Here is a 22,306-nt window from a genome sequence, read left to right as displayed (position 1 = left end):
CCGGTTTCACGGCCGGGTTCCCGGCCGAGGTGACATCCCGGGTGGCGCGGGTAAGCGGGCGGCCGAGCCGGAAAGGGGTCGAGCATGCAGCTGTCCTTCCTGCGCCCGCTCTACGACCGTCCCGGGCCGTGGTGCTCGGTCTACCTGGACGCCTCCCGGGACACCCAGGACGCGCGTCCGGCGTTGGACCTGCGCTGGCGGGCCCTGGCCGAGCAACTCGCCGCCGACGGCGCGGACGAGCCGACCATCGCCGCGCTGGACCGGGTGGTCCGGGGCCACGAACCGATGCCGGGCGACTACGGGCTGGCCGCGTTCGCCAGCCGGGGCCGGGCGGTGCTCTCCGAGTACCTGTCCGCGCCACCGCTGCGCGACCTGGCCGCGTACACCCCGCTGCCACACGTCATGCCGCTGCTCGCGCAGCGCGGGGAACAGGTGGCCTGGGTCCGGGTGCTCGCCGACCGGACCGGCGCGGACGCGGTCGCGGTCAGCGCCGGTGGGGTGCCCCGCCGGGCCCACGTCACCGGCCGGCAGACCTTCCCGCTGCGCCGGGTGCAGCCCGGCGGCTGGTCCCAGTCCCGCTACCAACGGGCCGCGATGGAGGCCTGGCACCACAACGCCGGTGACGCCGCCGCAGCCACCGCCGAGCTGGCCGACCGGGTCGGCGCGGACGTGGTGGTGGTCGCCGGGGACATCCGGGCGACCGGGATGATCGCCGCCCAGCTGCCGGAACGCTGGCAGGACGTGGTGGTCCGCACCGACGCCGGCTCCCGGGCCGGCGGGGCCGACCCGGCCGCGATGGACGACGTCACCGTGCAGACCATCGCCCAGGTCGCCGACCAGCACGTCACCGCCGCCCTGGACCGGTTCGGCACCCAGGAGGACGTCGGCGCGGGGCTGGACGCGGTGGTGGCCGCCCTGCAACGCAACCAGGTCGACACCATGCTGCTCGTCGACGACCCGTCGGCCATCGGCGAGCTGTGGATCGGCCCACGCCCCACCGACATCGCCACCGAACCCGGTCAGCTCGCCGCCGTGCCCGACCCGCAACGGGTCCGCGCCGACGCGGCCCTGGTCCGGGCGCTGGTCGGCACGGACGCCGACCTGACCGTCCTCGGGCCGGACGAGGCCCCCGAGCTGGCCGACGGGGTCGGCGCGGTGCTGCGGTACGTCGACCCGGCCACCCCGGGGCGTGACCATGGCTGACCGCACGGTCGCGCACCTGGTGGTGGACCGGCTGCGGGCCTGGCGGGTGCCCCGCGCCTTCGGCTGCCCGGGTGACGCGATCGCCCCGGTGGTCGAGGCGCTGGACGCCTCCGGTGGTGACCCGGAGTTCGTCCCCGCCCGGCACGAGGAGACCGCCGCCTTCATGGCGACCGGGCACGCCAAGTTCACCGGCGGCATCGGGGTCTGCCTGGCCACCCAGGGCCCGAGCGCGGTGCACCTGCTCAACGGCCTGTACGACGCGAAGCTGGACAGCAAGCCGGTGGTGGCGATCGTCGGGGAGGACGTCACCGGCCCGTTGGGCGAGGTGCACGAGGAGATCGGGTTGAGTCGGCTCTTCGGCGACGTGTGCCACCAGTTCGTCCGCTACGGCCGTACCCCGGCCCAGGTGCCGGCCCTGCTCGACCAGGCGTTCCGTACCGCCGCGGCGACCCGCAGCCCGACCTGTGTGGTGCTGCCCCGCGCGTTGCAGGTCGCCGCCGTGCCGGATCTGCCACCGCACGCGGCCGGGGTGCTGAACGCGACGCCGGGTGAACCGTTGGCCCGGGTGCTGCCGCACCAGGCGGACCTGGACGCCGCCGCGGCGCTGCTCACCGTCGGGCGACGGGTGGCGATCCTGGTCGGGCAGGGCGGGCGGGGCGCCGCGGAGCAGATCACGGCGCTGGCCGACCGGCTGGGTGCCGGAGTGGCCAGCTCGCTGCTCGGCAAGCCGGTGCTCGACGAGCGGCTGCCGTTCCACACCGGGGTGCTCGGCGAGGTCGGCACCACGGCCGCCGCGCAGCTGATGGGCGGTGCGGACACCCTGCTACTGGTGGGCACCAACGACCCGTGGACCGACTACCTCCCGATGCCCGGCCAGACCCGCACCATCCAGATCGACATCGACGGGCGACGGATCGGCACCCGGTACCCGGTGGACGTGCCGCTGGTCGGCGACGCCACGGAGACCCTGTGTGCGCTGCTGGGCCAGGTCGCCGACCGACCGAACCGGCAGTGGCGGGCCACCGTCGAGGGCTCGGTCGACCGGTGGCGCATGGAGGCCGCCGCCCGCGCCGCCGAGCCGGCCGAGCCGGTCAACCCGCAGCTGGTGCTGCACGAACTCTCCGCCCGACTGCCCCGCGCCGGGGCGGTCGCCGTGGACGTCGGATCGGTGCTCTACTGGTACGCCCGCCACCTGGAGCTGCCACCGGGCGTCGACGCGCAGCTCTGCGGCGCTCTCGGCTCGCTGGGCTGTGCCCTGCCGTACGCGCTCGCCGCGAAGCTGGCCCGCCCGGACGAACCGGTGGTCGCGCTGCTCGGAGACGGTGCGATGCAGCTCAACGGGCTCGCCGAGTTGATCACCGTGGCGCACCACTGGCAGGAGTGGGCCGATCCCCGGCTGGTGGTGCTGGTGCTCAACAACCGCGACCACTCCGGCTTGGGAAACGACAGGTGGGTGCCCGGGGTGGCCGGCCGGCGGGCCGATGTGCCGTACGCCGGTTGGGCCCGGCTGCTCGGCCTGCACGGCGTCCGGGTGGACCGGCCGGAGCTGGTGGGTGCCGCCTGGGACGAGGCGCTCGCCGCCGACCGGCCGTGCGTGCTGGAGGCGGTGGTGGACCCGACGGTGTCGCTGCGGGTGCCGGAGCCCGCCCTGGCCGACCTGCGGGGCCTCTTTGCCGACGGCGACGCCGCCCGGCGGGTCCGGGACCGGGTGATGTCGGCCGAGCGGTCGATCGTCGAGGCGGAGGATCTCGTTTAGCGGGCTCGGTGCTCATCGTCCGGATGTGCCCTGGACAGCCACCCCGACGCCCCGGGGCCCACCCGGGCGGTGCTGGGCGGTGACCGCCCGGGGTGCCCCGGTAGGCCCGCTGGGGCGGGATGCCCCGTTTAGACCCCAGAGGGAGGGGAAGCCGGGCCGCGTGGTAAGCGATCGAGGCAGGGCGGAGCCGGTACCCGTGGTGCCCGCGGGACTGACGGCGGAGGGTGCCGGACTGGCCGGCGACCGGGTCGTCGCGGCGGGCAGCACCGCGCGGGTGCTGGTGGCCGCCACCGCTCGGGCGTTGCGCGGGGTGGACTGCGCCGACCTGGGGCACCCGACCCCGCCGTCCCGGTTCACCGCCGCGCCGGAGCCGGTCCGGCGGGCCGCTGCCGCGCGGGCCGCCGGCCGGGTGGCGCTCACCGCCGCGCAAGCCGGTGAGGTCGACGGGGAGCGGGTGGCCCGGTGGGTCGTCGACCAGTACCCCCGGGAGCGGTACCCGGCGGTGGTGCTGGGTTCGCCGCACGCCGCCGCCGTGCACCTGGCCGTGGCGCTCGGGGTGCCCTGGCTGCCCGCCGGGTTCGAGATGACCGCGCACTGGACGCACGGCGCGGTGGACCGGCCCGCAGCCGCCCTGGACCAGGGTGCCGCGTTCGCCGCCCGGCTGCTCGCCGGCAACCCCGACCTGCACGTACGCCAGGTGCACTGCCCGGCCAGCCGGGGCGCGCTGGCCGGGGCCGCCATCAGCCTGGTGGGCCGGTGGCGGGCGCTGCCGGTGGCGTACGCCCGGTTCCTGGCCGACCGGCTGACGCACCGGGCGGTGCTGCTGCTGGTCGGCGACGCGCGTAGCTGGCCGGTGTCGGACGCCGGGCAGGGGCACAGCTTCCAGCTCGGCTCCCCGGCCAGCGGGCTGGAACCGGTGGACTTCCACCCGGACTCGCCCGCCCTGCGGCAGGTGCTCCGGGCGGCCGGCGGCGCCGGAGCCCGCTGGGAGCCGCCCACGGTCACCGCCGCCCGGGAACCCGCCGAGCACGGGGTGGAGCCGGGTTTCACCCGCGCGCTGGGTCACTGGGCCGGGACGCGGGGGCACGAGCTGCGTCAGGTGCAGGTGCCCCACCCGGGGGTGCTCAGCGCGGCCACCGCCGACCTGTACCGCCGGTGGCTGCGCCGGGCCGGCAAGACCGGTGACCGGTTGGTGGTCGAGTGCGGCCGGTTGTTCGACCCGTGGCAGGTGGTGCGGGCGGGGCTGGTGCCGTACTGGTGCGAGAACGCGACCCGGCGCAGCGTCGAGGAGGTGGAGTGGTGGCTCGCCGGCAGTGAGCCGTTCAGCTCGGTGGACGTGCTGCCCGAGTCGCCGGGGATGCGTTCACCGGCGTTGGCCGGGCTGCCGCAGTGGCTGGCGGTGGCGTCGTTCGGCCGTCGTCGCCGGGCCCTGGACCGGACCGCCGCCCGGGGTTATCCGGTCGGGTCGGTGGCCACCCGGCGGGCCACCGAGGTGCTGCGCGGTCAGCCGTACGACCTGCCGACGCCGCCGCCGCTGAGCGTCGGCGACGCGCTCGCCGGGCTCCGCGAGGCGGGTGCCCCGCTGGGGCTGGCCGTGTCCTGACCGGCCCGGATCGTCGGGTGGGATCGTCGCCGACACCGGTGGGAACCGACCGCCGGTAGCCCGGAAAGGGGACGCCGGGGGTGTCCGCGCCGTCCGGCCGGACCGGGCACGCCGAAACATCCTCGCGAACCCGGGGCCGCGTGGTTGAGTACCTGGGGAGCGGGAAGACCGCTCGCCGCGACGGCTCGATCACGCCGTGTGGCGACCGGTGATCCTCCCCGCGCGTCCGGTGATCCCGGCGCGGCACGTGACCCAACTTCCGACCCGGTGCGTGGTCCCATCCACGCGCACGACCGGCTCGATCCGGGCGGGGACCTTCCTGAGGGAGGCGCGGATGTTCGGACAGACCACCACGACCACACCACCTCCGACCGAACGGGGTCTGGAGGACCTGGACGCCGCCGCGCTGGCGTACGCCGCGCGGATCGCGGGCCTGCCACCGGAACGTCGGGGGGAGGCCCGGGAGGACCTCGTCCGGTTCGCCCTGCCGTTCGCCGGCCGGCTGGCCCGCCGCTACCGGGGGCGGGGTGAGCCGCTGGAGGACCTGGAGCAGGTGGCCCGGCTCGGCCTGGTCAACGCCGTCGACCGGTACGACCCCGAGCGGGGCTCGTTCACCGCGTACGCGGCGATCACCATCGTCGGGGAGATCAAGCGGCACTTCCGGGACCGCACCTGGGGGGTGCACGTGCCCCGCCGGCTGCGCGACCTGATCCTGGAGGTGGGGCAGGCCACCTCGGCGTTGACCAGCGAGCTGTCCCGGGCGCCGAGCGTGGCCGAGCTGGCGGCCCGGCTGGAGACGCCGGAGGAGGAGATCCTCGCCGCCCTGGAGTCGGCGGCCGGTTACAGCCCCGCCTCGCTCAACGCGCCGGTCGGCGGGGAGAGCTCCGCCGAGTTCGGTGACCTGGTCGGTGAGTCGGACAACGCGTTGGAGTCGGTGGACGACCGGGTGACGGTCAGCGGGCTGCTGCACCGGCTGCCCTGGCGGGAGCGGCGCATCCTGGCGATGCGCTTCTACGGCAACCAGACCCAGGCGGAGATCGCCGCCCGGTTCGGCATCTCCCAGATGCACGTGTCCCGGTTGCTGTCCCGGGCGTTGACCTGGCTGCGTCAGGCGATGCTCGCCGACACCCCGCCGCCCTGGCAGAACGGCACCGCCGAGGCGGAGACCGGCCGGAACCGGATCGCGCTCAAACGCACCTCGGAGCGGACCGTGGTGGAGGTGGGGGGCGAGATCGACCGGGACGGCGCGGACCAGCTGCGCCGGATGATGCTGGAGGCGGTCGCCGGGCAGCCCCGCGAGCTGGTGGTGGACCTGGACGCCGCGCGGGGGGTCGACGCCGGTGGCATCGCTGCCCTGGTGGCCGGCCGGGACGCCGCCGTCCGCACCGGGGTGCCGTTGCGGCTGACCCGGGTCCAGCCGGCGGTACGGCGTTCGCTGGCCGCCGCCGGCCTGCCCGTCACCGTGGACGCCTGAGCCCCGCCAGGGACGCCTGAGCCCCGCCACGTCACGTACCGTCGCCGGGCCGGCACCGTCTCGCGGTGCCGCCCGGTGGTCGGCCGTCGGTCAGGGTTGCTCGGGGTTGTCGTCCCTGCCGTGCGGGTGCCGCCACCGCTCGGAGCTCCGGGGGTTCCCCTCGGGTTCGGGGTGGTCGGTCTCCGGCGCGTCGGAGTGCGCGAAGCTGGGGCGGCGGACGTCCTCCGGCTCGGGCACGTCCACCGGGCGGGCGCCGGACTGCGGGGCGGGTTGGTACGCCACCGCGTCCCCGGCCCCGTGCGCGCCCTCGGCCGCTGGTGACTCGGGGACGTGTCGTTCGTGGTGCATCTCCTCGTGCAGTTCCTGCGGCGGTCGGGTGGTGCGTTGCGGCAGGTCCCGGCCGAGGTCGGCGACGTAGGGGCCGTACTTGGCGTCGAAGGCGGGGCGCTCGGAGCGGATTCGGGGCATCCGGTCGAAGTTGCGCAGCGGCGGCGGGCAGGTGGTGGCCCATTCGAGGGAGTTGCCGAAGCCCCACGGGTCGTCCACCGTCACCAGCGCCCCGTACCGCCAGGACTTCCAGACGTTGTAGATGAAGAACAGGGTGGACGCGCCGAGCACGAACGAGCCGACTGTGGAGATCATGTTGAGCGTGGTGAAACCGTCCTGCGGCTGGTAGTCGGCGTACCGCCGGGGCATGCCCTCGTCGCCGAGCCAGTGCTGGACCAGGAAGGTCGCGTGGAAGCCGACGAACATGGTCCAGAAGTGCAGCTTGCCGAGCCGCTCGTCGAGCAGCCGGCCGGTCATCTTCGGGAACCAGAAGTAGATCCCGCCGAAGGCGGCGAAGACGATCGTGCCGAACAGCACGTAGTGGAAGTGCGCCACCACGAAGTAGGAGTCGGTGACGTGGAAGTCCACCGGTGGGCTGGCCAGCAGCACCCCGGTCAGGCCGCCGAGCAGGAAGGTGACCAGGAAGCCGACGGCGAAGAGCATCGGCGTCTCGAAGGTGATCTGTCCCTTCCACATGGTGCCGATCCAGTTGAAGAACTTCACCCCGGTGGGCACCGCGATCAGGTAGCTGAGGATGCTGAAGAACGGCAGCAGCACCTGGCCGGTGGCGAACATGTGGTGCGCCCAGACGGTCATCGACAGCACGGTGATCGAGATGGTGGCGAGCACCAGGCCCGTGTAGCCGAAGATCGGCTTGCGGCTGAAGACCGGGATGATCTCGGTGATGATGCCGAAGAACGGCAGCGCGACGATGTAGACCTCGGGATGGCCGAAGAACCAGAACAGGTGCTGCCACAGCATCGGCCCGCCGGTCGCCGCGTCGTACACGTGGGCGTTGAGCAGCCGGTCCGCGCCGAGCGCGAGCAGCGCGGCGGCCAGCAGCGGAAAGACCAGGATCACCAGGACGGCGGTGAGCAGCATGTTCCAGGTGAAGATCGGCATCCGGAACATGGTCATGCCGGGGGCCCGCAGGGTCAGCGTGGTGGTGATCAGGTTGACCGCGCCGAGGATGGTGCCCAGGCCGGAGACGACCAGACCGACCACCCACAGGTTCGCGCCGACGCCGGGGGAGTGCTCCACGTCGCTGAGCGGGTTGTACGCCGTCCAACCGAAGTCGGCCGCGCCGCCGGGGGTGAGGTAGCCGCCGAGGACCATGGTGCCGCCGAACAGGTACAGCCAGTACGCGAACGCGTTGAGCCGGGGGAACGCCACGTCGGGTGCGCCGATCTGCAACGGGACGATGTAGTTGCCGAAGGCGAACACCAGCGGGGTGGCGAAGAGCAGCAGCATGATCGTGCCGTGCATGGTGAAGGCCTGGTTGTACTGCTCGGGGGAGAGGAACTGCATCCGGGGTCGGGCCAGCTCGGCCCGGATGAGCAGGGCCAGCACCCCGCCGATCAGGAAGAACACGAACGACGTGATCAGGTAGAGCAGGCCGATCTGCTTGGCGTCGGTGGTGCCGAGCAGCCGGATCAGCTTGTCGCCCGGCAGCGCCGGGCGGACCGGGCCGGGGAAGCCGCCGAACCTGGCTGGGGCGAGGATCGCCGGCCCCCGGTCTCGTGCGGGCTCGGTGGTTACCCGTCTGGGCATGGCTCTCTCACCCCGTCGTGACGACAGAAAGGACGGGCGCGGCTACCCGTCCCTCCGACCATGTAACCAGGCGAGAGAGGGAATTTCGGTCAATTCGCGGGCAGGAGGGCCCACACCACCTTGCCGTCGGCCAGCGGGGAGCTGCCCCAGCGCTGGGCCATCTCCCGGATCAGCAGCAGCCCCCGGCCGCCCTCGGCGACCAGGCTCGGGCTGGCCGCGCGGGCCACCGTACGGCTGCCGTCGGCGACCGCGACCGTCAGGTACGGCTGGCGCAGGGTCAACGTGATCTGCATCGGGGTGTGGGCGTGTCGCACCACGTTGCCGACCAGCTCGCTGAGCACCAGCGACGCCGGTTCCACCAGGTGCGGCACGTTCCACCGGGAGCAGGCGTCGCCGACCAGCTCACGGGCCCGCCGGCAGGCCCCCGCCACCGGCTCCAACCGGGCCCGCAGCCGGGGTGCGGCCCTCGCCCCGGCCAACCGGGTCGCCTCCGCGCAGTCCTGCCGCACCGGCACCACCCGGCAGGCGGTGGAGGTGGCCAGCCAGGCCGCGGCGTCCGGCGGGGGAGAGCAGAGCACCACCGGCACGGCCGGCCAGTCGGCGGCGTGTCGGGCGGTGGCGGCGAAGACCGACAGCGCCAGCCGGTCGGCGACGGTCACCCCGCCCAGGTCGACCACCAGCGCGTCCGGCAGGGTGGTCAGGCAGCGGTCCAGCACGGTGTGCACGGCGCGCATGGTGCCGAGGTCGAGCGCGCCGGCGAGTCGTACGACGGTCACGGGTGACTCGTCGAGAACCTCGCAGGTGATCCGGCTGACCATCGGCCCCTCGATTCCGCTCGTGGTGCTGGGCAGAACCGCCAGGTACCCGCGGCCCGGCGGGACGAAACCGGGCCCGGACCGTGACGGTCCGGACCCGGACGGGTACGCGCAGCACTCCACCGGCCCGGCGTCGCGGCACCCGCGCGGCACTCAGCGCCGCGGCCCGGCCGGCTTCACTCAGACGGCCTGGAGCTGCGAGACCCGGGTCGCTTCGCGGACCGTCTCGTAGAGCGTCACGTACCTCTGCGCCATCACCGCCGGAGTGAACCGCGCGGCGGCCTCCCGCCGGCACTCGTCCGGGTCGAGCCGGCTCGCCGCCAGCAGCAGCTCACCCAGCTCCTCCTCGTCGTCGGTGAGCAGACCGGTGCGCCCGTGCGCGATCAGCTCGGGCAGGCAGCCCCGGCCGGTCGCGACCACCGGCGTGCCCAGCGCCAGCGACTCCACCACGGCGGTCCCCCCGGGCTCCTCCCAGCGCAGCGGGAACAACGATGCCCGCGCCCCGGCCAGCAGGTCGTCGCGCTCCCGGCCGGCCACCGTGCCGACCCAGCGGACCAGGTCACCGTCGACGTGTGGGGCGACGTGTTCGTAGAAGAACCGGACGTCCGGGTTCTGTCGGGCCGCGTCGCCCGCCGCGGCCAGCTCCGCCGGCCGGTGGTACGGCCCGACCGGGCCGGCGAGCACCAGCGGCACCCCGGTCTCCCGGGCCAGCCGGGCACCGACGTCCTGACCCTTGCCCGGGTTGATCCGGCCCAGAATGATCGTGTAGTCGCCCTTCTCCGGCCGGGGCGCCCGGTCGGCGTGCACGGCGAGCGGGGTCGACAGGTGCACGTGCCCGACCGAGTGGTCCCGCAGCGCCCGGGGCGCGCGGGCCAGCTGGGAGGCGGAGACCCCGTTGACCCGGACCCGCGCCCCGGCGTCCAGGTTGCCGTACAGCTCGGGGTGCTTGGCGAGGTCCCAGTGCAGGGTGTGCAGCACCGCGGGGGCGTCCGGTCCCATCGCCGCGAGGGTGGCCAGCCCGACCGCCTCCACGTGGTCGTGCACCAGATCGATGTCGGCCCGTTCGTGCAGCTGCCGGACCACCCCGGCGAGGTGCGCCTGGGACACCCCGCACACCTGGTTGTACGGGCGTTGCAGGGCTGCGAACTGCCCGTCGTCGAAGACCGAGAACCGCTCGTCCACCGGCAGGGTGCTCGACCCCACGGAGGCCAGCACCACCCTCACCCCGAGCCGGCGCAGCTCCGGCACCAGGGTGGCGATGACGTTCTCGATGCCGCCGTACCCGGGAGGTGGCACGGACAGCCACGGGCCGGCGTTCATCAACACGGTGAGGCTCATGATCGGGGTTTCCTCTCGGAGCGGCCGGAATGCCGGGCAGGCGTCCGCCCGCTCATCGGCCGGTATTCCTTCGGTCGCGGCTGCGGGCTCGCAGAATCGGCGCGCTCCGCGCGTTCACGCCGCCACCCGCCGACGCGGCAGCAGGTGCCGCAGCTCGGCCAGGGGTGGGCGTTCCTGCACCGAGACGTCGTTGACGACGATCTCCCGGTCGAGGTTGGGCAGCGCCTCCGAGCCGCCCCGGCGGAACTGGGTCAGCACGGGTGCCGGGCTGGTGCCCGGGGCGGCCCAGCCCCGACGCTGCAACCGGGCCCAGGCGGTGTGCATGATCTGCGCGGACATCCGGCCCAGCGCCGCGGTGTCCTGGTGCCGGTGCTTGCGCTCGCCCAGGTCGACCTGGGCGAGGGCGTCCAGGCCGACCAGCTCCAGCAGGTCGATCAGCATGGCCGTCTCGACTCCGTAACCGGTGACGAACGGCACCCGCTCCAGCACCTCGCGCCGGCCGGCGTACTCGCCCGCGAGGGGCTGCACGAAGCCGGCCAGCTCCGGCCAGAACAGGTTCAGCAGCGGCCGGGCCATCAGCTCCGTCACCCGCCCGCCACCGTCGGCCTCCACGCTGTTCGCCCCGACCAGCGGCCGGTGGTAGAAGCCCTTGACGAACTCGACCGACGGGTCGATCAGCAACGGGCCGATCAGACCGGTCACGAAGTGCGGCCGGAACTCGCGCAGATCGGCGTCGACGAAGGCGACGATGTCACCCTCGGCGGCGGCCAGGCCGGCCCAGAGCGCATCGCCCTTGCCGGTCAGCCGGGGCAGGCCCCGGGTCATCTCGTCCTGACCGACCACCTCCGCGCCGGCGGCCCGAGCCACCTGGGCGGTCCGGTCGGTCGACCGGGAATCCACCACGATCAGCTCGTCGACCAGGGGAACCCGGTCCATCAGGTGTTCCCGGATCGTCGAGACGATCGCCCCGACGGTGGCCTCCTCGTTGCGGGCGGGCAGCACCACGCTGACCCGGTTCTCCCCCTTCGCCCTCATCAGCCGTCGGGTGGGCCAATCCTGCGCCGACGTCGTCCGATATGTGGCCCATGCCTCAACGACCGGTGAGACGTTAGGTTCTGTATCCCGCACTGGCACACCCCCCAGATCCTGGCGGAAAACCCGGATTTGGTTTTCCCACCCACGCACAGCCGCTAACTGGATAATCCCTAACAGCCTGATCACAAAGGCTCCACCTGCCGGTTCCCGGCAGGTGAACGCTGTATTGCGGGTCCGCCCGGGGTTCGCCCTCACCCGCCGAGGGCAGTGCGGAGGGCGAGTAGCCGTAACAGAGCCGAGCGGCCCACGGAATGCGCGCGTGCCGGCCGGCACTGGTCGAAGCCGGCCTGGCGGCCCAACGCCCCACCCCGCCCCCACCCCGCCCCGCCCCCGCCCCCGCCCCGCCTCGGCGTCCCGTCCCGCCCCGCCTCGGTGATCAAGAGGTTTGTGTCAACGTGGATGGTTCCCCCTGACGTAAACCTCTTGATCACTGCTGTGGAGGGGAGGCTGGTGGGTGGGGCCAGGCCAGGAATCGGCGGGTCAGGTCGGTGCGCCAGCCGCCGTCGAGTTGGGTGAGATGCTGTTCCGCCTCGTCCTTCAAGGTCACCAGGAGGTCGAGTAGTTCGGTGTGGTTGTCGGCGTACTCGCTGAGCAGGGCGAGTTTGGCCGGGCCGCAGGGCCAGGGGTGGGCGTCGATTCGGCAGAGCCAGGTGGGCCGTAGTGGAGTGTGTCGGCCCGGCAGGGGGCCGGTCATGAGGTTGTCGCCGGGGTCGTGCGGTGTCGGGTCCGGGACGGCGCGTCGCGGCGGGTCGTCGGCATCGTGGTCAGCCAGCGCAGGCCGTCGCGTCGGAGGAACAGTTCGCGGTGTCGGACCGCGTCTCCGGCGGCGTTCAGCTGGTACGCGGTGATCCATACCCATCCGTCGTAGGTGTGTTGGTCGACCAGTTCGCGGATGGCTCTCACGATGATGGGTCTGGTGAACTGGGGTGAGGCGGAGCGGGTCAGGTGCAGCAGATCGCCCGGCCTGATCGGACGATGTCTCATCGCGCCGGTCCCCGGTTCCGGCCGGCGATCCACTGTGCCGGCGGGGTGGCGTTGATCATTCGGCCCGGTCCCCGGTAGGGCGGGATGAACGGGCCGATCGGGCCGGGCACGATCGGCGGCGCGGGCGGTGGTGGGGTCGCGGGCGGTGGGGGAGGCGTCGGCGCTGGGCTGCTGGGCTTCGGCTGGTCGTCCTTCGGCATGGTGGCTTCCTGTCCCTCGGCGTTGTGGAGGGTGGGGCCGCCCGCCCTTCTCGAGCGGCCCCACCCGACGGGCGCGACCGCTGGTGCTGGACCGGAGCGGCGGCGTCGTCCTGCCACTCACCTTGCCGAGGGTTGCCAGACAATCACACAGCGTTGTGTAATCTCTTTCGGACGGTTGCTTTGTTCGGGGAGGGAATGGGTATGAATCACGCATTTGTCAAGGCGATCACCGAGGCGGGCTACACGGCGGAGAGCCTCGCGGGCAAGCTCGGTCTGCACCCGAAGACCGTTGCCCGGTGGGCAAATCCTGGGCACATTCCGCAGAGCCGCCACCGGGCCACCGTCGCAGAATTGCTGGAGCGAGATGTCGATGCCCTCTGGCCGGACATCGTCAAGCGGCGCGAGCCGGTCTGGTTCCGACCCTGGGTCGACATCGAGCGAGAGGCCACGACTTTACGGGCTTTTCAACTGGCCTGGGTGCCCGGCCTGCTCCAGACCGAGGCGTACGCGCGGGCGACGCTGACCGGCGGAACGCTGACGGCCGATGTGATGGACGAGCTGACCGACGCGCGGATCAGTCGACAGGCGATCCTGCACCGTGAGCGCAGCCCCCTGCTGGTCGCCGTCCTGGACGAGGGCGTCCTGCGCCGACGGGTCGGTGGCAGCCGGGCGCTCATGGCAGCCCAGCTCGCGCAGCTCCTCGCCTGCGCCGAGTTGCCGAACGTGCAGTTGCACGTCGTTCCGGCGGACGCGCCGAGCTACCCGGGGCTCGACGGGCCGTTCACCATCGCCGACCTGCCGGAGGGGGCGAGAGTGGCGCACGTCGATGGTCCGGCGCAGGCGCAGATCCTGGACAAGCCTTCTGACCTTGTTAACCTTGAGCGGCGGTGGGAGCGTATCCGTGGGGAGGCGCTCCCTCGTGGACGGACTCTGGATCTTCTGAGAGAAGTGGCTGCATCATGGACCTGACCGGCGCGCGGTGGCACAAGAGCACGAAGAGCGGCGGCAACGGCGGCGACTGTGTCGAGGTCGCGGGCAACCTTCCCGGCGTCGTCCTGGTGCGTGACACCAAGGATCGTGAGGGTGGGGTGCTCGCGTTCGCTCCGGCGGCGTGGTGTGGCTTCGTTGACTTCGCGAGTCGAGGAGGGTCGGCTCGTGCGGCAAAGTGAAGTAAATCCGGGAAGTTGATCTATAGCGCCCCAGCTCAATTAGCCTGCTCCCCGCGCACGCGGGGGTGATCCCGCGGTGGGGTGTCGGGCACCCGACACCCCACCCTGCTCCCCGCGCACGCGGGGGTGATCCGACGACCATGAGGAGCCGGTCGAGGCGGAGGTTCTGCTCCCCGCGCACGCGGGGGTGATCCCGGCCGGCTCGCGGCGATCACCTGGTCGTCCACCTGCTCCCCGCGCACGCGGGGGTGATCCGTGGGCGGAGCAGTTCCGTCGGGAGCTGAACGCCTGCTCCCCGCGCACGCGGGGGTGATCCCAGCAGAGCAGCCCCGACCCGGACGACGACCAGCTGCTCCCCGCGCACGCGGGGGTGATCCCCCGCCGCGCACGCATCGCCGACAGGCTCGCCGCTGCTCCCCGCGCACGCGGGGGTGATCCGAGTCTCGGCAAGCGCGTCCCGCAGCGTCTCTCCCTGCTCCCCGCGCACGCGGGGGTGATCCCCGGCGACGGACCGCTGAAAATGCAGGTGGTGCACTGCTCCCCGCGCACGCGGGGGTGATCCCCAGGCCGTCCCGCTCGGCGTGGCCCCGCGTCCCTGCTCCCCGCGCACGCGGGGGTGATCCCGTCCGGGCCGGCAGCCGGGACCACGCGAACTGCTGCTCCCCGCGCACGCGGGGGTGATCCCTGCTACCGTCCGATGTGCTCACGGTTGAATGGCTGCTCCCCGCGCACGCGGGGGTGATCCCGAGCTTGGTCAGCGCGGCGTACAGGTCTGCGCCTGCTCCCCGCGCACGCGGGGGTGATCCCACCAACACCCTGCCGGTGACGGCCAGTTGGGGCTGCTCCCCGCGCACGCGGGGGTGATCCGCGGACCCGAGACAACCGCCGTCCGACCCAGTACTGCTCCCCGCGCACGCGGGGGTGATCCTCCGCCCCTCAGCCCTTTAGGGACACCCCCCTCTGCTCCCCGCGCACGCGGGGGTGATCCGCGCAGCGCTTCCTCCATCAGCCCGTGCACGGCCTGCTCCCCGCGCACGCGGGGGTGATCCCCCGACGCGCCACTTCCACCCGAGATCGTCAAGCTGCTCCCCGCGCACGCGGGGGTGATCCGTTGAGCCGCGCACCGCGCGTACTGACCATGGCCTGCTCCCCGCGCACGCGGGGGTGATCCCTGCCGCGCGGGCCTCAGGCCGTCGCCCTCGACCTGCTCCCCGCGCATGCGGGGGTGATCCCCGGGGTGGAGGCGCAGTCACCGGTGGCGCTGCTCCCCGCGTACGCGGGGTGATCCCGACGACCGCTCAGCCGGCGTGCGCCCCCGTCACTGTCCGACGGTGGCGGGGACAGCCGTCGTGGGATCCGCCCCACCGCCTCCGTGCCGCTGTCCAGAGATGACGCTCTTCCCCTGCGCCGGCCCCGGCCGGGGCCGGCCTCGCTGATCATCGACGATCGTCAGCCTGCGTCCTCGTTGAGCGCCTGCCCGCCGTCTTCCGGTGGGCCGCCCGGCACCCCTCGTTGACCTGCCCGGATGGGCCGGGAACCGGACACCGGGGCCGCAACGTCCGGACCGGGCAGCCTTTTCCGGCCGGGTTCGCGTACCGTTGCCGCTCATGGGTGTGTCGCAACGGTTGAAGAGCAGGTTCCGCCGGTTCCTCCAGCGCCCGGGGACGACGGTCGACCTGGCTCCGCTGGAGAAGCTGCTGCCGCGGATCGCCGCGCGCGAGGATGAGCTGTCGGCGCTCGACGACGCCGCGCTGACCGAGGCCGCCGGCGCGGCCACGGAGTATGTGGAGATCTGCGCGGTGGGCCGCGAGGCCGCCCGCCGTGGCCTCGACCAGCGGCCGTACGACGTGCAGCTGCTCGGCGCGATGGCGCTGCTCTCCGGGAAGGTCGCCGAGATGGCCACCGGTGAGGGCAAGACGCTGACCGCCACCGTGGCCGCCTACGGGCACGTCCGGCTGGGCAACGGGCCGGTGCACGTGCTCACCGTCAACGACTACCTGGCCCGCCGGGACGCCGAGTGGATGGCACCGGTCTACCAGCTGCTCGGGCTGACCGTGGGCTGGGTCAACGAGGCGTCCACCCCGGCCGAGCGCCGGGAGGCGTACGGCTGTGACGTCACCTACGTCTCGGTTAGCGAGGCCGGTTTCGACTTCCTCCGCGACCAGCTCGTCACCGACCTCGAGGACCGGGTCCAGCCGCCGCTGGCCACCGCCATCGTCGACGAGGCCGACTCGATCCTGATCGACGAGGCCCGGGTGCCGATGGTGCTGGCCGGTTCCGTCACCGGCGAGCAGGACCCGGTGCACGCCGCCGCCGCGCTGGTCCGTGGCCTGCGCAAGGGCCGGCACTACACCGTCGCCGACGACGGCCGCAGCGTCGCCTTCACCACCGAGGGCCTGGCCGCCGTCGAGGCCAAGCTGGGTGACATCGACCTGTACGACACCGAGCACGTCGGGCAGCTCTCCGCGGTGAACGTGGCGCTGCACGCGCACGCCCTGCTGCACCGCGACGTCGACTACATCGTCCGGGACGGCTCGGTGGAGCTGATCGACGAGATGCGCGGCCGGGTCGCCCAGCGCCGCCGCTGGCCGGACGGCCTCCAGGCCGCGGTCGAGGCGAAGGAGGGCCTGGACGCCACCGCCGAGGGCGAGGTGCTGGGCACCATCGCCGTGCAGGCGTACATCGGCCTGTATCCCAAGCTGTGCGGCATGACGGCGACCGCGGTGCTGGTCGGCGACCAGCTCCGCGAGTTCTTCGGCCTGGAGGTGGCGGTCATCCCGCCGAACACCCCCTGCGTCCGCGAGGACGAGCCGGACCGGATCTACGCGACCCGGGCCGAGAAGGATGAGGCGCTGATCGACGAGATCCGGCGCTGCCACGAGGCGGGCCGCCCGGTGCTGGTCGGCACGCTCGACGTGAAGGAGTCCGAGGGGCTCGCCGCCGGCCTGCACTCCGCCGGGGTGCCGTGCGTGGTGCTCAACGCCAAGAACGACGACGAGGAAGCGGCGATCATCGCCGAGGCCGGCGCGTACGGCGCGGTGACCGTCTCCACCCAGATGGCCGGCCGGGGTGTGGACATCCGGCTCGGCGGCAGCGAGCAGGTCGACCAGGAGCGGGTGGCCGAGCTGGGCGGCCTGTACGTGATCGGCAGCGGCCGGCACGACAGCCGCCGGGTCGACGACCAGCTGCGCGGCCGGGCCGGCCGGCAGGGTGACCCGGGTGGCTCGGTCTTCTTCGTCAGCCTGGAGGACGACCTGGTCGTCCGGCACGCCGGCGACACCATTCCGGCCTCGCCCCGGATGAACGCCGACGGCCTGGTCACCGACGAGCAGGTCGACTACGCGGTGGAGCACGCCCAGCGGGTCGCCGAGGGCGTCAACCACGAGATCCACCGCAACACCTGGCGCTACAGCGTGGTCATCGAGCAGCAGCGGATCGCCCTGGCCGAGCGCCGGGAGCGGCTGCTGACCTCCGACGTGGCCGCGCTGATGCTGCTCGACCGGATGCCGGAGAAGGCCGGCGAGATGGACGAGGACCTGCTGGCCCGGGTGGCCCGGTCGATCGCGCTCTACCACACCGACCGGCTCTGGGCGGAGCACCTGGCCGAGCTGTCCGAGGTACGCGAGGGCGTGCACCTGCGGGCGCTGGGCCGGCTCGACCCGCTGGACGAGTTCCACCGGGCGGCGGTGCCGGCGTTCACCAACCTCATCCCGGAGATCGAGACGCGGACCCTGGCCACCTTCGAGGAGACCGAGTTCGACGAGGACTGGGAACCGGACGCCGCCAAGCTGGTCCGGCCCAGCGCCACCTGGACGTACCTGGTGCACGACAACCCGTTCGGCTCGGAGCTGGACCGGCTGATCGCCTCGGTCGGCCGCCGGCTCGCGGCAGCCCGCTGAGCGTTGCAGGAACCCCTCCGGGCCCGTCCCGCAACCGGAGGGGTTCCCTTACGCGGTTTCGATCCGCTTTTGCCAGGGTAGTAGCCCGGGGCTCACGACTCGGGGGAGAGATCACGACGATGACACAGGCAACGACGCCGGTAGCGCGCGGCAGGTGCGGTACGGAGCCCGCGGCGCGGTGAACCTGGACATGCGGGAGCTGACGATCGACACGCTCGGGGTACTGGAAACGGCCGCCCTGCTGCGGGAGTTGACCGCTGGGCTGATCGCGGTCGACGACTTCGACGAGGCGTTGACCGAGCTGGTCCGGATCGCCGGGGACGCCGTACCGGGGGTGGCCTGGTGCGGGTTCACCGCGCTACGGGCGGGGGAGCCCGCCGGGGTGGCGGCCTCCGACCCCCGGCTGGCGGAGCTGGACGACCTGCGGCAGGGGCCGGAGTCGCCGGCGATGAGCGCGATCCAGTGCCGCGAGATGATCATCTCGGCGGACCTGACCGCCGAGGACCGGTGGTCGGCCTGGACCGACCGCGCCCGCCGTCTCGGTGTGTGCGGGGTGATCTCCGCCCCGGTGGACGTCGACGAGCGGGCGATCGGCGCGATCAACCTGTACGCCGACCGGGCCGGCTCGCTGAGCACCCGGCACCAGCTCACCGCGATGCTCCTCGCCGAGCACGCCGGGCTGCTGCTGGCCGCCGTCCGGGACCGGGCCAGGCGGGCCGAGCGGGCCGGCGAGCGGGACGGTGCGCTGCTCGGGGAGAACGTGGTCGGTCAGGCGGTCGGGGTGATCATGACGCAGCGGGGCTGCCCGGCGCCGGAGGCCCTCGACGTGCTGCGTAGCGCCGCGTCCTCGCTGGACATCCCGTTGCGGGAGGTGGCGGAGCGGCTGGTCACCACCGTCTCCCGGCCCCGCGAATCCTGATCGGGTCGCGGCGGCCGACCCGGGTGTCGTTTCTCCCTGGCCCCGCGAATCCTGACGGTCCCGTTTCGTGGAACGGGACCTCGGGTAGCACCCTGGACCGGTGAGCTGGTGCGAACCCGGGGAGGAACCGTTGGAGAGCCGCCTGAGTGTGCAGGGGCATCCCATCCAACCGATGCTTGTGACATTCCCGTTCGGGCTCTTCGTCAGTGCTGTCGTCTTCGACCTCGCCGACGTGGCGGGCGGCCCGGCCTTCCTCGGTGAGGTCGGCTACTGGACGGCGATCGCCGCGCTGGTGGCCGCCGGGCTCGCCGGAGTGGCCGGCATGATCGACCTGTGGGACGTACGGCCGGGGCCGAACCGCCGTACCATGGTCACCTTCAACATGGTCAACGCGGGCATGGCCGCGCTCTTCCTGCTGGCCTGCCTGATCCGGGCGGACGCCCCGCAGCGCGGCGCGACCGGCGTGCTGCTGGTGACCGAGCTGGTCGCCCTGCTGGTCGGTGCGGTCGGCGTCGGGCTGGGTGCCCGGCTGATGCGCCAGTTCGACGCCGGTCGCCGTGAGCCCGCCGGCTTCGACACCCTCGACGGCGTCCCCGCCGGCTCCACCGTGGATATCCTCCGCCCCGCCCCCTGACCTCCCCGGCCGTACTTCGCGCCCCCGCACCAGCCGCACGCACGGCGAGACTGTGGCGACATATTCAGGTTGCCCGTCACCGCATCGGTGCCGCAGGGTGGCCGGATGGTCGAGCGGAGCTGTGCCGAGTGGATCGCCGAGGCGACGGCGGCCCCCGTCGACGGCTGGGGTTTCGGCTGGTTGGACGGGCGGGCCACCGAGGAGCGTCCGCCGTGGGGTTACGCCCGCCAGGTGGCCGCCCGGATGGCGGTGGTCGCGGCGGCCCTGGACATCGACACCGGCGGGGGTGAGGTACTCGCCGAGGTGCCCCAGCCGCCCCCGCTGCTGGTCGCCACCGAGGCGTGGCCACCGAACGTCGCGGTCGCCCGGCGGACGCTGCGTCGGGTCGACGGCCGGGTGGTCCAGCTCGGCCCCGGGTCTCGCCTGCCGTTCCGGGACGCCTCCTTCGACCTGGTGACCAGCCGGCACCCGGTGGACACCGGGTGGGCGGAGATCGCCCGGGTGCTGCGGCCCGGCGGCCACTACCTGTCCCAGCAGATCGGCGCCGGCACCATGCGCGAGCTGAGCGAGGCGGTGCTGGGGCCGCTGCCGCCGCCGGCCACCCGGCACACCGCCCAGGCGGTGGCCGCGGCCCGAGCTGCCGGCCTCGACGTGGTACGCCTGGAGCGGGCCACCCTGCGAGCGGTGTTCCACGACATCGGCGCGGTGGTCTGGTTCCTGCGCAAGGTGGTCTGGACGGTGCCGGACTTCGACGTGGACCGCTACCGGCCGCAGCTCGAACGGCTGCATGCGCGGATCCGGGCCGACGGCGCGTTCGTGGCCCACTCCCGCCGGTTCCTGATCGAGGCGGTCAGGCCGGGCGCGTGAGCAGGGTGAGCATCTCCGGCAGGTCGAAGAAGCGGGCGGTCTCCACCGCCGACGGGGTGCCGTGGTCCGGGTCGGCTCCGGCGTCGCGCAGCGCCCGTACCGTCTCGGCGTTGCGCCGGAACACCGCCGCGGCGAGCGCGGTCTGCCCCCGGTCGTTGACCCGGGTGTGGTCCGCGCCCCGGGCCAGCAGCGCCGCGACGGTCTCCGGGTGGGCGTGGTACGCGGCCAGGATGAGCAGCGTGTCGCCCTTGTCGTTGGTCATGTTCACCGGCAGCCCGGCGTCGACGTAGCCACCGAGTTCCTCGGCCGCACCTGTGCGGGCCAGGTCGAACATCCGGTGGGCGAAGGCCAGCGCCTCGGCGTCGAACTCCTCGGTCACCGCTCCATCCTAGGGGTCGGGACGCGGCCGGGGGCGGGAGTGGGATGGCGCGGGGTGGAACCGCAGGCCCTCAGGCCCCGCCGCCGCTCGCGTCCCAGCATCCGATATTACCTACTAAGTCTATAGGTTTTGCGGTTTAGAGTGTGGGGAACGCATCACACGGGAGTAGCCATGACCAGCACCCACGCCACCGACCTGCTCGCCGTCGCCGGCCGGTACGCCGACCCGACCACCTGGGCCGTGCCGCTGCGATTCGACCGCGCCGAGCGTTGGTACGCCCGGCTCGCCTCGGCCGACGACCACGAGGTCTGGGCGTTGAGCTGGCTGCCCGGCCAGGGCACCGATCTGCACGATCACGGCGGTTCCTCGGGCGCCTTCCTGGTCGTCGCCGGCGAGTTGACCGAGCAGACGGTCTCCGGTGGGCGGCTGCGCCCGCACCGCCTCGCCGCCGGGGCCGGTCGCCGGTTCGGCCCCCGGCACGTGCACGTGGTGACCAACCGGGGCGACCAGCCGGCGGTCAGCGTGCACGTCTACCTGCCCGCACTGCGGCACATGACCCAGTACCGCCTCGTCGACGGCCGGCTCCGGGTCGCCGAGGTCGCTCGGGCCGGCGTCTCCTGGTGACGCCGCCTGCCCCCGTTCCCCCGCCCGCCGGCTCGCCCATGGAAGGACCGCGACGATGCCGCAGCACACCACCCGTACCGAGAGCTGTCCGACGCCACCACCGGGCTCGCGCGGCATCGACGAGATCCTCGCCGAGGCCCGCGCCCGGCTGTGTCGGCTCGACCCCGAGCAGGCGCACCTGGCCTACCGGGGCGGGGCGCTGATGGTCGACATCCGCCCGGCTGCCCAGCGTGCCGCTCACGGCACCGTACCGGGCGCTCGGGTGATCGAACGCAACGTGCTGGAGTGGCGGCTCGACCCGCGCTGCCCGGCCCGGCTGCCCGAGGCGGTCGGCTACGACCTGCCGGTGCTGGTGATCTGCCAGGAGGGCTACACCTCGTCGCTGGCCGCCGCCGCGTTGCAGGACCTCGGTCTGCACCGGGCCACCGACGTGGTCGGCGGCTTCGTCGCCTGGCGGATCGCCGGCCTGCCGACCCTGGGTCCGACGCTGTCGCACCGCTCCCCGTCCCTCGCGCCGCCGGTGACCGCCGGCCGGACGCCGCACTGACCGTCGCGCCCCACCGGGCGTGGCGGACGCACCGCCACACAGGAGGCTCCCATGTCCCTCGTCGCCTTCACCGCGCGTCCGCACCCGCCGGGCCGCCCCGACCGGGTGACGCCGGGTCGGCCCCGGTCCGCGCCGTCGCTGACCATCACCCTCGACCTGACCGCCGGGCCGCTGACGCCCCGGCTGGCCCGCCTGGTCGACCTGCTCGGCGAGTTGGCCGAGACGGGGGAGGGGGTGGTCCGGCTGAGCGAGCCGACCACGCCGCGCCTGCTGTCGTCGTTGCCGGCCCCGCGCCCGACGCCGGCCGCCGGGGAGCCGCCGCCGGCCGGCGACCACCCGGAGACCCTGCGGATTCTCGCCGGCACCCGGGTGGTGCGCCAGGGTGACCGGGAGATCCCGCTCACCCGCATCGAGTTCGACCTGCTGCTCTTCCTCGCCGAACACCCGCACCGGGTCTTCACCCGGCTCCAACTGCTCGCCTGTGTCTGGGGATACGAACACGCCGTCGTCCGTACCGTGGACGTGCACGTACGCCGGCTGCGCGCCAAGTTCGGCGCGGACACCCCCCTGGTCACCACCGTGTACGGGGTGGGCTACCGGCTCGCCGACGAGGCGAGGGTGCGGGTCGACCGATTCCGCTGACCATCGGACCAATCCGCGACGCATCCGACTCGTCCGAGCCGGGTGCGTCGCGGTCGTGCCG

General features: G+C 73.4%; 21 protein-coding genes and 1 CRISPR repeat array. Of the genes, 13 read left to right on the top strand and 8 right to left on the bottom strand.

Going from position 1 to position 22,306, the window contains the following annotated elements; genetic code table 11:
• Nucleotides 1–84 precede the first annotated feature (84 nt).
• From ACIG87_RS02365 to ACIG87_RS02350, 4 genes are all read left to right on the top strand, one after another.
• Nucleotides 85–1,203 carry a Vms1/Ankzf1 family peptidyl-tRNA hydrolase gene (locus ACIG87_RS02365; protein ID WP_396847371.1) on the top strand — a complete coding sequence of 373 codons (1,119 nt, stop codon included), beginning with the start codon at nucleotides 85–87 and terminating at the stop codon, nucleotides 1,201–1,203.
• Nucleotides 1,196–2,959 (top strand): thiamine pyrophosphate-binding protein, encoded by a 1,764-nt coding sequence (locus ACIG87_RS02360; RefSeq protein ID WP_396847369.1) that lies wholly within the window; start codon nucleotides 1,196–1,198, stop codon nucleotides 2,957–2,959. The genes ACIG87_RS02365 and ACIG87_RS02360 overlap by 8 nt, the downstream gene beginning before the upstream one ends.
• A 199-nt stretch (nucleotides 2,960–3,158) precedes the next feature.
• Nucleotides 3,159–4,562 (top strand): hypothetical protein, encoded by a 1,404-nt coding sequence (locus ACIG87_RS02355; protein ID WP_396847368.1) that lies wholly within the window; start codon nucleotides 3,159–3,161, stop codon nucleotides 4,560–4,562.
• A gap of 334 nt (nucleotides 4,563–4,896) precedes the next feature.
• The gene (locus ACIG87_RS02350; RefSeq protein ID WP_396847366.1) at nucleotides 4,897–6,036 is read left to right on the top strand and encodes a SigB/SigF/SigG family RNA polymerase sigma factor; all 1,140 of its coding nucleotides are present in this window, start codon (nucleotides 4,897–4,899) and stop codon (nucleotides 6,034–6,036) included.
• A 90-nt stretch (nucleotides 6,037–6,126) separates the two neighbouring features.
• Here ACIG87_RS02350 and ctaD read toward each other — a convergent pair whose 3' ends face one another.
• The 7 genes from ctaD to ACIG87_RS02315 all read right to left on the bottom strand — a co-directional run bounded on the left by ctaD (nucleotide 6,127) and on the right by ACIG87_RS02315 (nucleotide 12,565).
• A complete protein-coding gene (ctaD, locus tag ACIG87_RS02345) occupies nucleotides 6,127–8,133 on the bottom strand; it encodes a cytochrome c oxidase subunit I (protein WP_396847365.1) in 2,007 nt (668 codons plus the stop codon).
• Between the two features lie 89 nt (nucleotides 8,134–8,222).
• A complete protein-coding gene (locus ACIG87_RS02340; protein WP_396847364.1) occupies nucleotides 8,223–8,951 on the bottom strand; it encodes an ATP-binding protein in 729 nt (242 codons plus the stop codon).
• A 177-nt stretch (nucleotides 8,952–9,128) separates the two neighbouring features.
• Nucleotides 9,129–10,286: a glycosyltransferase gene (locus tag ACIG87_RS02335; RefSeq protein WP_396847362.1), complete on the bottom strand. Its 1,158-nt coding sequence runs from the start codon at nucleotides 10,284–10,286 to the stop codon at nucleotides 9,129–9,131.
• A gap of 114 nt (nucleotides 10,287–10,400) precedes the next feature.
• Entirely contained in the window at nucleotides 10,401–11,324 is a 924-nt protein-coding gene (locus tag ACIG87_RS02330; RefSeq protein WP_396847597.1) for a glucosyl-3-phosphoglycerate synthase, read from the bottom strand.
• 484 nt (nucleotides 11,325–11,808) lie between these two features.
• Nucleotides 11,809–12,075: a flavin reductase gene (locus tag ACIG87_RS02325; RefSeq protein ID WP_396847360.1), complete on the bottom strand. Its 267-nt coding sequence runs from the start codon at nucleotides 12,073–12,075 to the stop codon at nucleotides 11,809–11,811.
• Complete coding sequence (locus ACIG87_RS02320) at nucleotides 12,072–12,365, bottom strand: hypothetical protein (protein WP_396847358.1); 294 nt, start codon at nucleotides 12,363–12,365, stop codon at nucleotides 12,072–12,074. The genes ACIG87_RS02325 and ACIG87_RS02320 overlap by 4 nt, the downstream gene beginning before the upstream one ends.
• The gene (locus ACIG87_RS02315; protein WP_396847357.1) at nucleotides 12,362–12,565 is read right to left on the bottom strand and encodes a hypothetical protein; all 204 of its coding nucleotides are present in this window, start codon (nucleotides 12,563–12,565) and stop codon (nucleotides 12,362–12,364) included. Before ACIG87_RS02315 ends, ACIG87_RS02320 begins: the two co-directional genes overlap by 4 nt.
• A 201-nt stretch (nucleotides 12,566–12,766) precedes the next feature.
• Here ACIG87_RS02315 and ACIG87_RS02310 point away from each other — a divergent pair, with 201 nt between their 5' ends.
• The 6 genes from ACIG87_RS02310 to ACIG87_RS02285 all read left to right on the top strand — a co-directional run bounded on the left by ACIG87_RS02310 (nucleotide 12,767) and on the right by ACIG87_RS02285 (nucleotide 20,053).
• The gene (locus tag ACIG87_RS02310) at nucleotides 12,767–13,534 is read left to right on the top strand and encodes a DUF5753 domain-containing protein (RefSeq protein WP_396847595.1); all 768 of its coding nucleotides are present in this window, start codon (nucleotides 12,767–12,769) and stop codon (nucleotides 13,532–13,534) included.
• Nucleotides 13,525–13,734 (top strand): DUF397 domain-containing protein, encoded by a 210-nt coding sequence (locus ACIG87_RS02305; RefSeq protein WP_396847356.1) that lies wholly within the window; start codon nucleotides 13,525–13,527, stop codon nucleotides 13,732–13,734. Before ACIG87_RS02310 ends, ACIG87_RS02305 begins: the two co-directional genes overlap by 10 nt.
• Nucleotides 13,735–13,778: 44 nt before the next feature.
• A CRISPR array of direct repeats spans nucleotides 13,779–15,022; the repeat unit is 28 nt; unit sequence CTGCTCCCCGCGCACGCGGGGGTGATCC.
• Nucleotides 15,023–15,341: 319 nt separating this feature from the next.
• On the top strand, nucleotides 15,342–17,633 hold the full coding sequence (secA2, locus tag ACIG87_RS02300; protein WP_396847354.1) for an accessory Sec system translocase SecA2: 2,292 nt from the start codon (nucleotides 15,342–15,344) through the stop codon (nucleotides 17,631–17,633).
• A 190-nt stretch (nucleotides 17,634–17,823) separates the two neighbouring features.
• The gene (locus ACIG87_RS02295; protein ID WP_396847594.1) at nucleotides 17,824–18,552 is read left to right on the top strand and encodes an ANTAR domain-containing protein; all 729 of its coding nucleotides are present in this window, start codon (nucleotides 17,824–17,826) and stop codon (nucleotides 18,550–18,552) included.
• A 100-nt stretch (nucleotides 18,553–18,652) separates the two neighbouring features.
• Nucleotides 18,653–19,186: a DUF2231 domain-containing protein gene (locus ACIG87_RS02290; protein ID WP_396847352.1), complete on the top strand. Its 534-nt coding sequence runs from the start codon at nucleotides 18,653–18,655 to the stop codon at nucleotides 19,184–19,186.
• A gap of 105 nt (nucleotides 19,187–19,291) precedes the next feature.
• Nucleotides 19,292–20,053: a class I SAM-dependent methyltransferase gene (locus tag ACIG87_RS02285; RefSeq protein WP_396847350.1), complete on the top strand. Its 762-nt coding sequence runs from the start codon at nucleotides 19,292–19,294 to the stop codon at nucleotides 20,051–20,053.
• On the opposite strand, the gene ACIG87_RS02280 is transcribed toward ACIG87_RS02285, so the two are convergent.
• A complete protein-coding gene (locus ACIG87_RS02280; RefSeq protein WP_396847592.1) occupies nucleotides 20,037–20,387 on the bottom strand; it encodes an ankyrin repeat domain-containing protein in 351 nt (116 codons plus the stop codon). The two genes, ACIG87_RS02285 and ACIG87_RS02280, sit on opposite strands and share 17 nt — an antisense overlap.
• 216 nt (nucleotides 20,388–20,603) lie before the next feature.
• Here ACIG87_RS02280 and ACIG87_RS02275 point away from each other — a divergent pair, with 216 nt between their 5' ends.
• From ACIG87_RS02275 to ACIG87_RS02265, 3 genes are read left to right on the top strand one after another with little or no spacing between them, the layout of a single operon-like run.
• Nucleotides 20,604–21,056 (top strand): cysteine dioxygenase, encoded by a 453-nt coding sequence (locus ACIG87_RS02275; protein ID WP_396847349.1) that lies wholly within the window; start codon nucleotides 20,604–20,606, stop codon nucleotides 21,054–21,056.
• Between the two features lie 55 nt (nucleotides 21,057–21,111).
• Entirely contained in the window at nucleotides 21,112–21,603 is a 492-nt protein-coding gene (locus ACIG87_RS02270; RefSeq protein WP_396847347.1) for a rhodanese-like domain-containing protein, read from the top strand.
• A gap of 51 nt (nucleotides 21,604–21,654) precedes the next feature.
• Nucleotides 21,655–22,245 (top strand): winged helix-turn-helix domain-containing protein, encoded by a 591-nt coding sequence (locus ACIG87_RS02265; protein ID WP_396847346.1) that lies wholly within the window; start codon nucleotides 21,655–21,657, stop codon nucleotides 22,243–22,245.
• The last annotated feature ends 61 nt before the right edge of the window (nucleotides 22,246–22,306 follow it).

The sequence above is a fragment of the Micromonospora sp. NPDC051925 genome (assembly GCF_044548625.1).
Taxonomy (GTDB): Bacteria; Actinomycetota; Actinomycetes; order Mycobacteriales; family Micromonosporaceae; genus Micromonospora.
The sequence above is the reverse complement of the archived record's forward strand: the minus strand, read 5'-3'. Positions and strand labels throughout refer to the sequence as shown.

Excerpts from the sequence above, each read along its gene's own strand:
- ACIG87_RS02305 (WP_396847356.1), top strand. The coding sequence starts at position 13,525 with ATGGACCTGACCGGCGCGCGGTGGCACAAGAGCACGAAGAGCGGCGGC.
- ACIG87_RS02295 (WP_396847594.1), top strand. The coding sequence starts at position 17,824 with ATGCGGGAGCTGACGATCGACACGCTCGGGGTACTGGAAACGGCCGCC.
- ACIG87_RS02350 (WP_396847366.1), top strand. The coding sequence starts at position 4,897 with ATGTTCGGACAGACCACCACGACCACACCACCTCCGACCGAACGGGGT.
- ACIG87_RS02270 (WP_396847347.1), top strand. The coding sequence starts at position 21,112 with ATGCCGCAGCACACCACCCGTACCGAGAGCTGTCCGACGCCACCACCG.
- ACIG87_RS02360 (WP_396847369.1), top strand. The coding sequence starts at position 1,196 with ATGGCTGACCGCACGGTCGCGCACCTGGTGGTGGACCGGCTGCGGGCC.
- secA2 (WP_396847354.1), top strand. The coding sequence starts at position 15,342 with ATGGGTGTGTCGCAACGGTTGAAGAGCAGGTTCCGCCGGTTCCTCCAG.
- ACIG87_RS02340 (WP_396847364.1), bottom strand. The coding sequence starts at position 8,951 with ATGGTCAGCCGGATCACCTGCGAGGTTCTCGACGAGTCACCCGTGACC.
- ACIG87_RS02265 (WP_396847346.1), top strand. The coding sequence starts at position 21,655 with ATGTCCCTCGTCGCCTTCACCGCGCGTCCGCACCCGCCGGGCCGCCCC.
- ACIG87_RS02310 (WP_396847595.1), top strand. The coding sequence starts at position 12,767 with ATGAATCACGCATTTGTCAAGGCGATCACCGAGGCGGGCTACACGGCG.
- ACIG87_RS02335 (WP_396847362.1), bottom strand. The coding sequence starts at position 10,286 with ATGAGCCTCACCGTGTTGATGAACGCCGGCCCGTGGCTGTCCGTGCCA.
- ACIG87_RS02320 (WP_396847358.1), bottom strand. The coding sequence starts at position 12,365 with ATGAGACATCGTCCGATCAGGCCGGGCGATCTGCTGCACCTGACCCGC.
- ctaD (WP_396847365.1), bottom strand. The coding sequence starts at position 8,133 with ATGCCCAGACGGGTAACCACCGAGCCCGCACGAGACCGGGGGCCGGCG.
- ACIG87_RS02325 (WP_396847360.1), bottom strand. The coding sequence starts at position 12,075 with ATGACCGGCCCCCTGCCGGGCCGACACACTCCACTACGGCCCACCTGG.
- ACIG87_RS02280 (WP_396847592.1), bottom strand. The coding sequence starts at position 20,387 with ATGTTCGACCTGGCCCGCACAGGTGCGGCCGAGGAACTCGGTGGCTAC.
- ACIG87_RS02365 (WP_396847371.1), top strand. The coding sequence starts at position 85 with ATGCAGCTGTCCTTCCTGCGCCCGCTCTACGACCGTCCCGGGCCGTGG.
- ACIG87_RS02315 (WP_396847357.1), bottom strand. The coding sequence starts at position 12,565 with ATGCCGAAGGACGACCAGCCGAAGCCCAGCAGCCCAGCGCCGACGCCT.
- ACIG87_RS02275 (WP_396847349.1), top strand. The coding sequence starts at position 20,604 with ATGACCAGCACCCACGCCACCGACCTGCTCGCCGTCGCCGGCCGGTAC.
- ACIG87_RS02285 (WP_396847350.1), top strand. The coding sequence starts at position 19,292 with ATGGTCGAGCGGAGCTGTGCCGAGTGGATCGCCGAGGCGACGGCGGCC.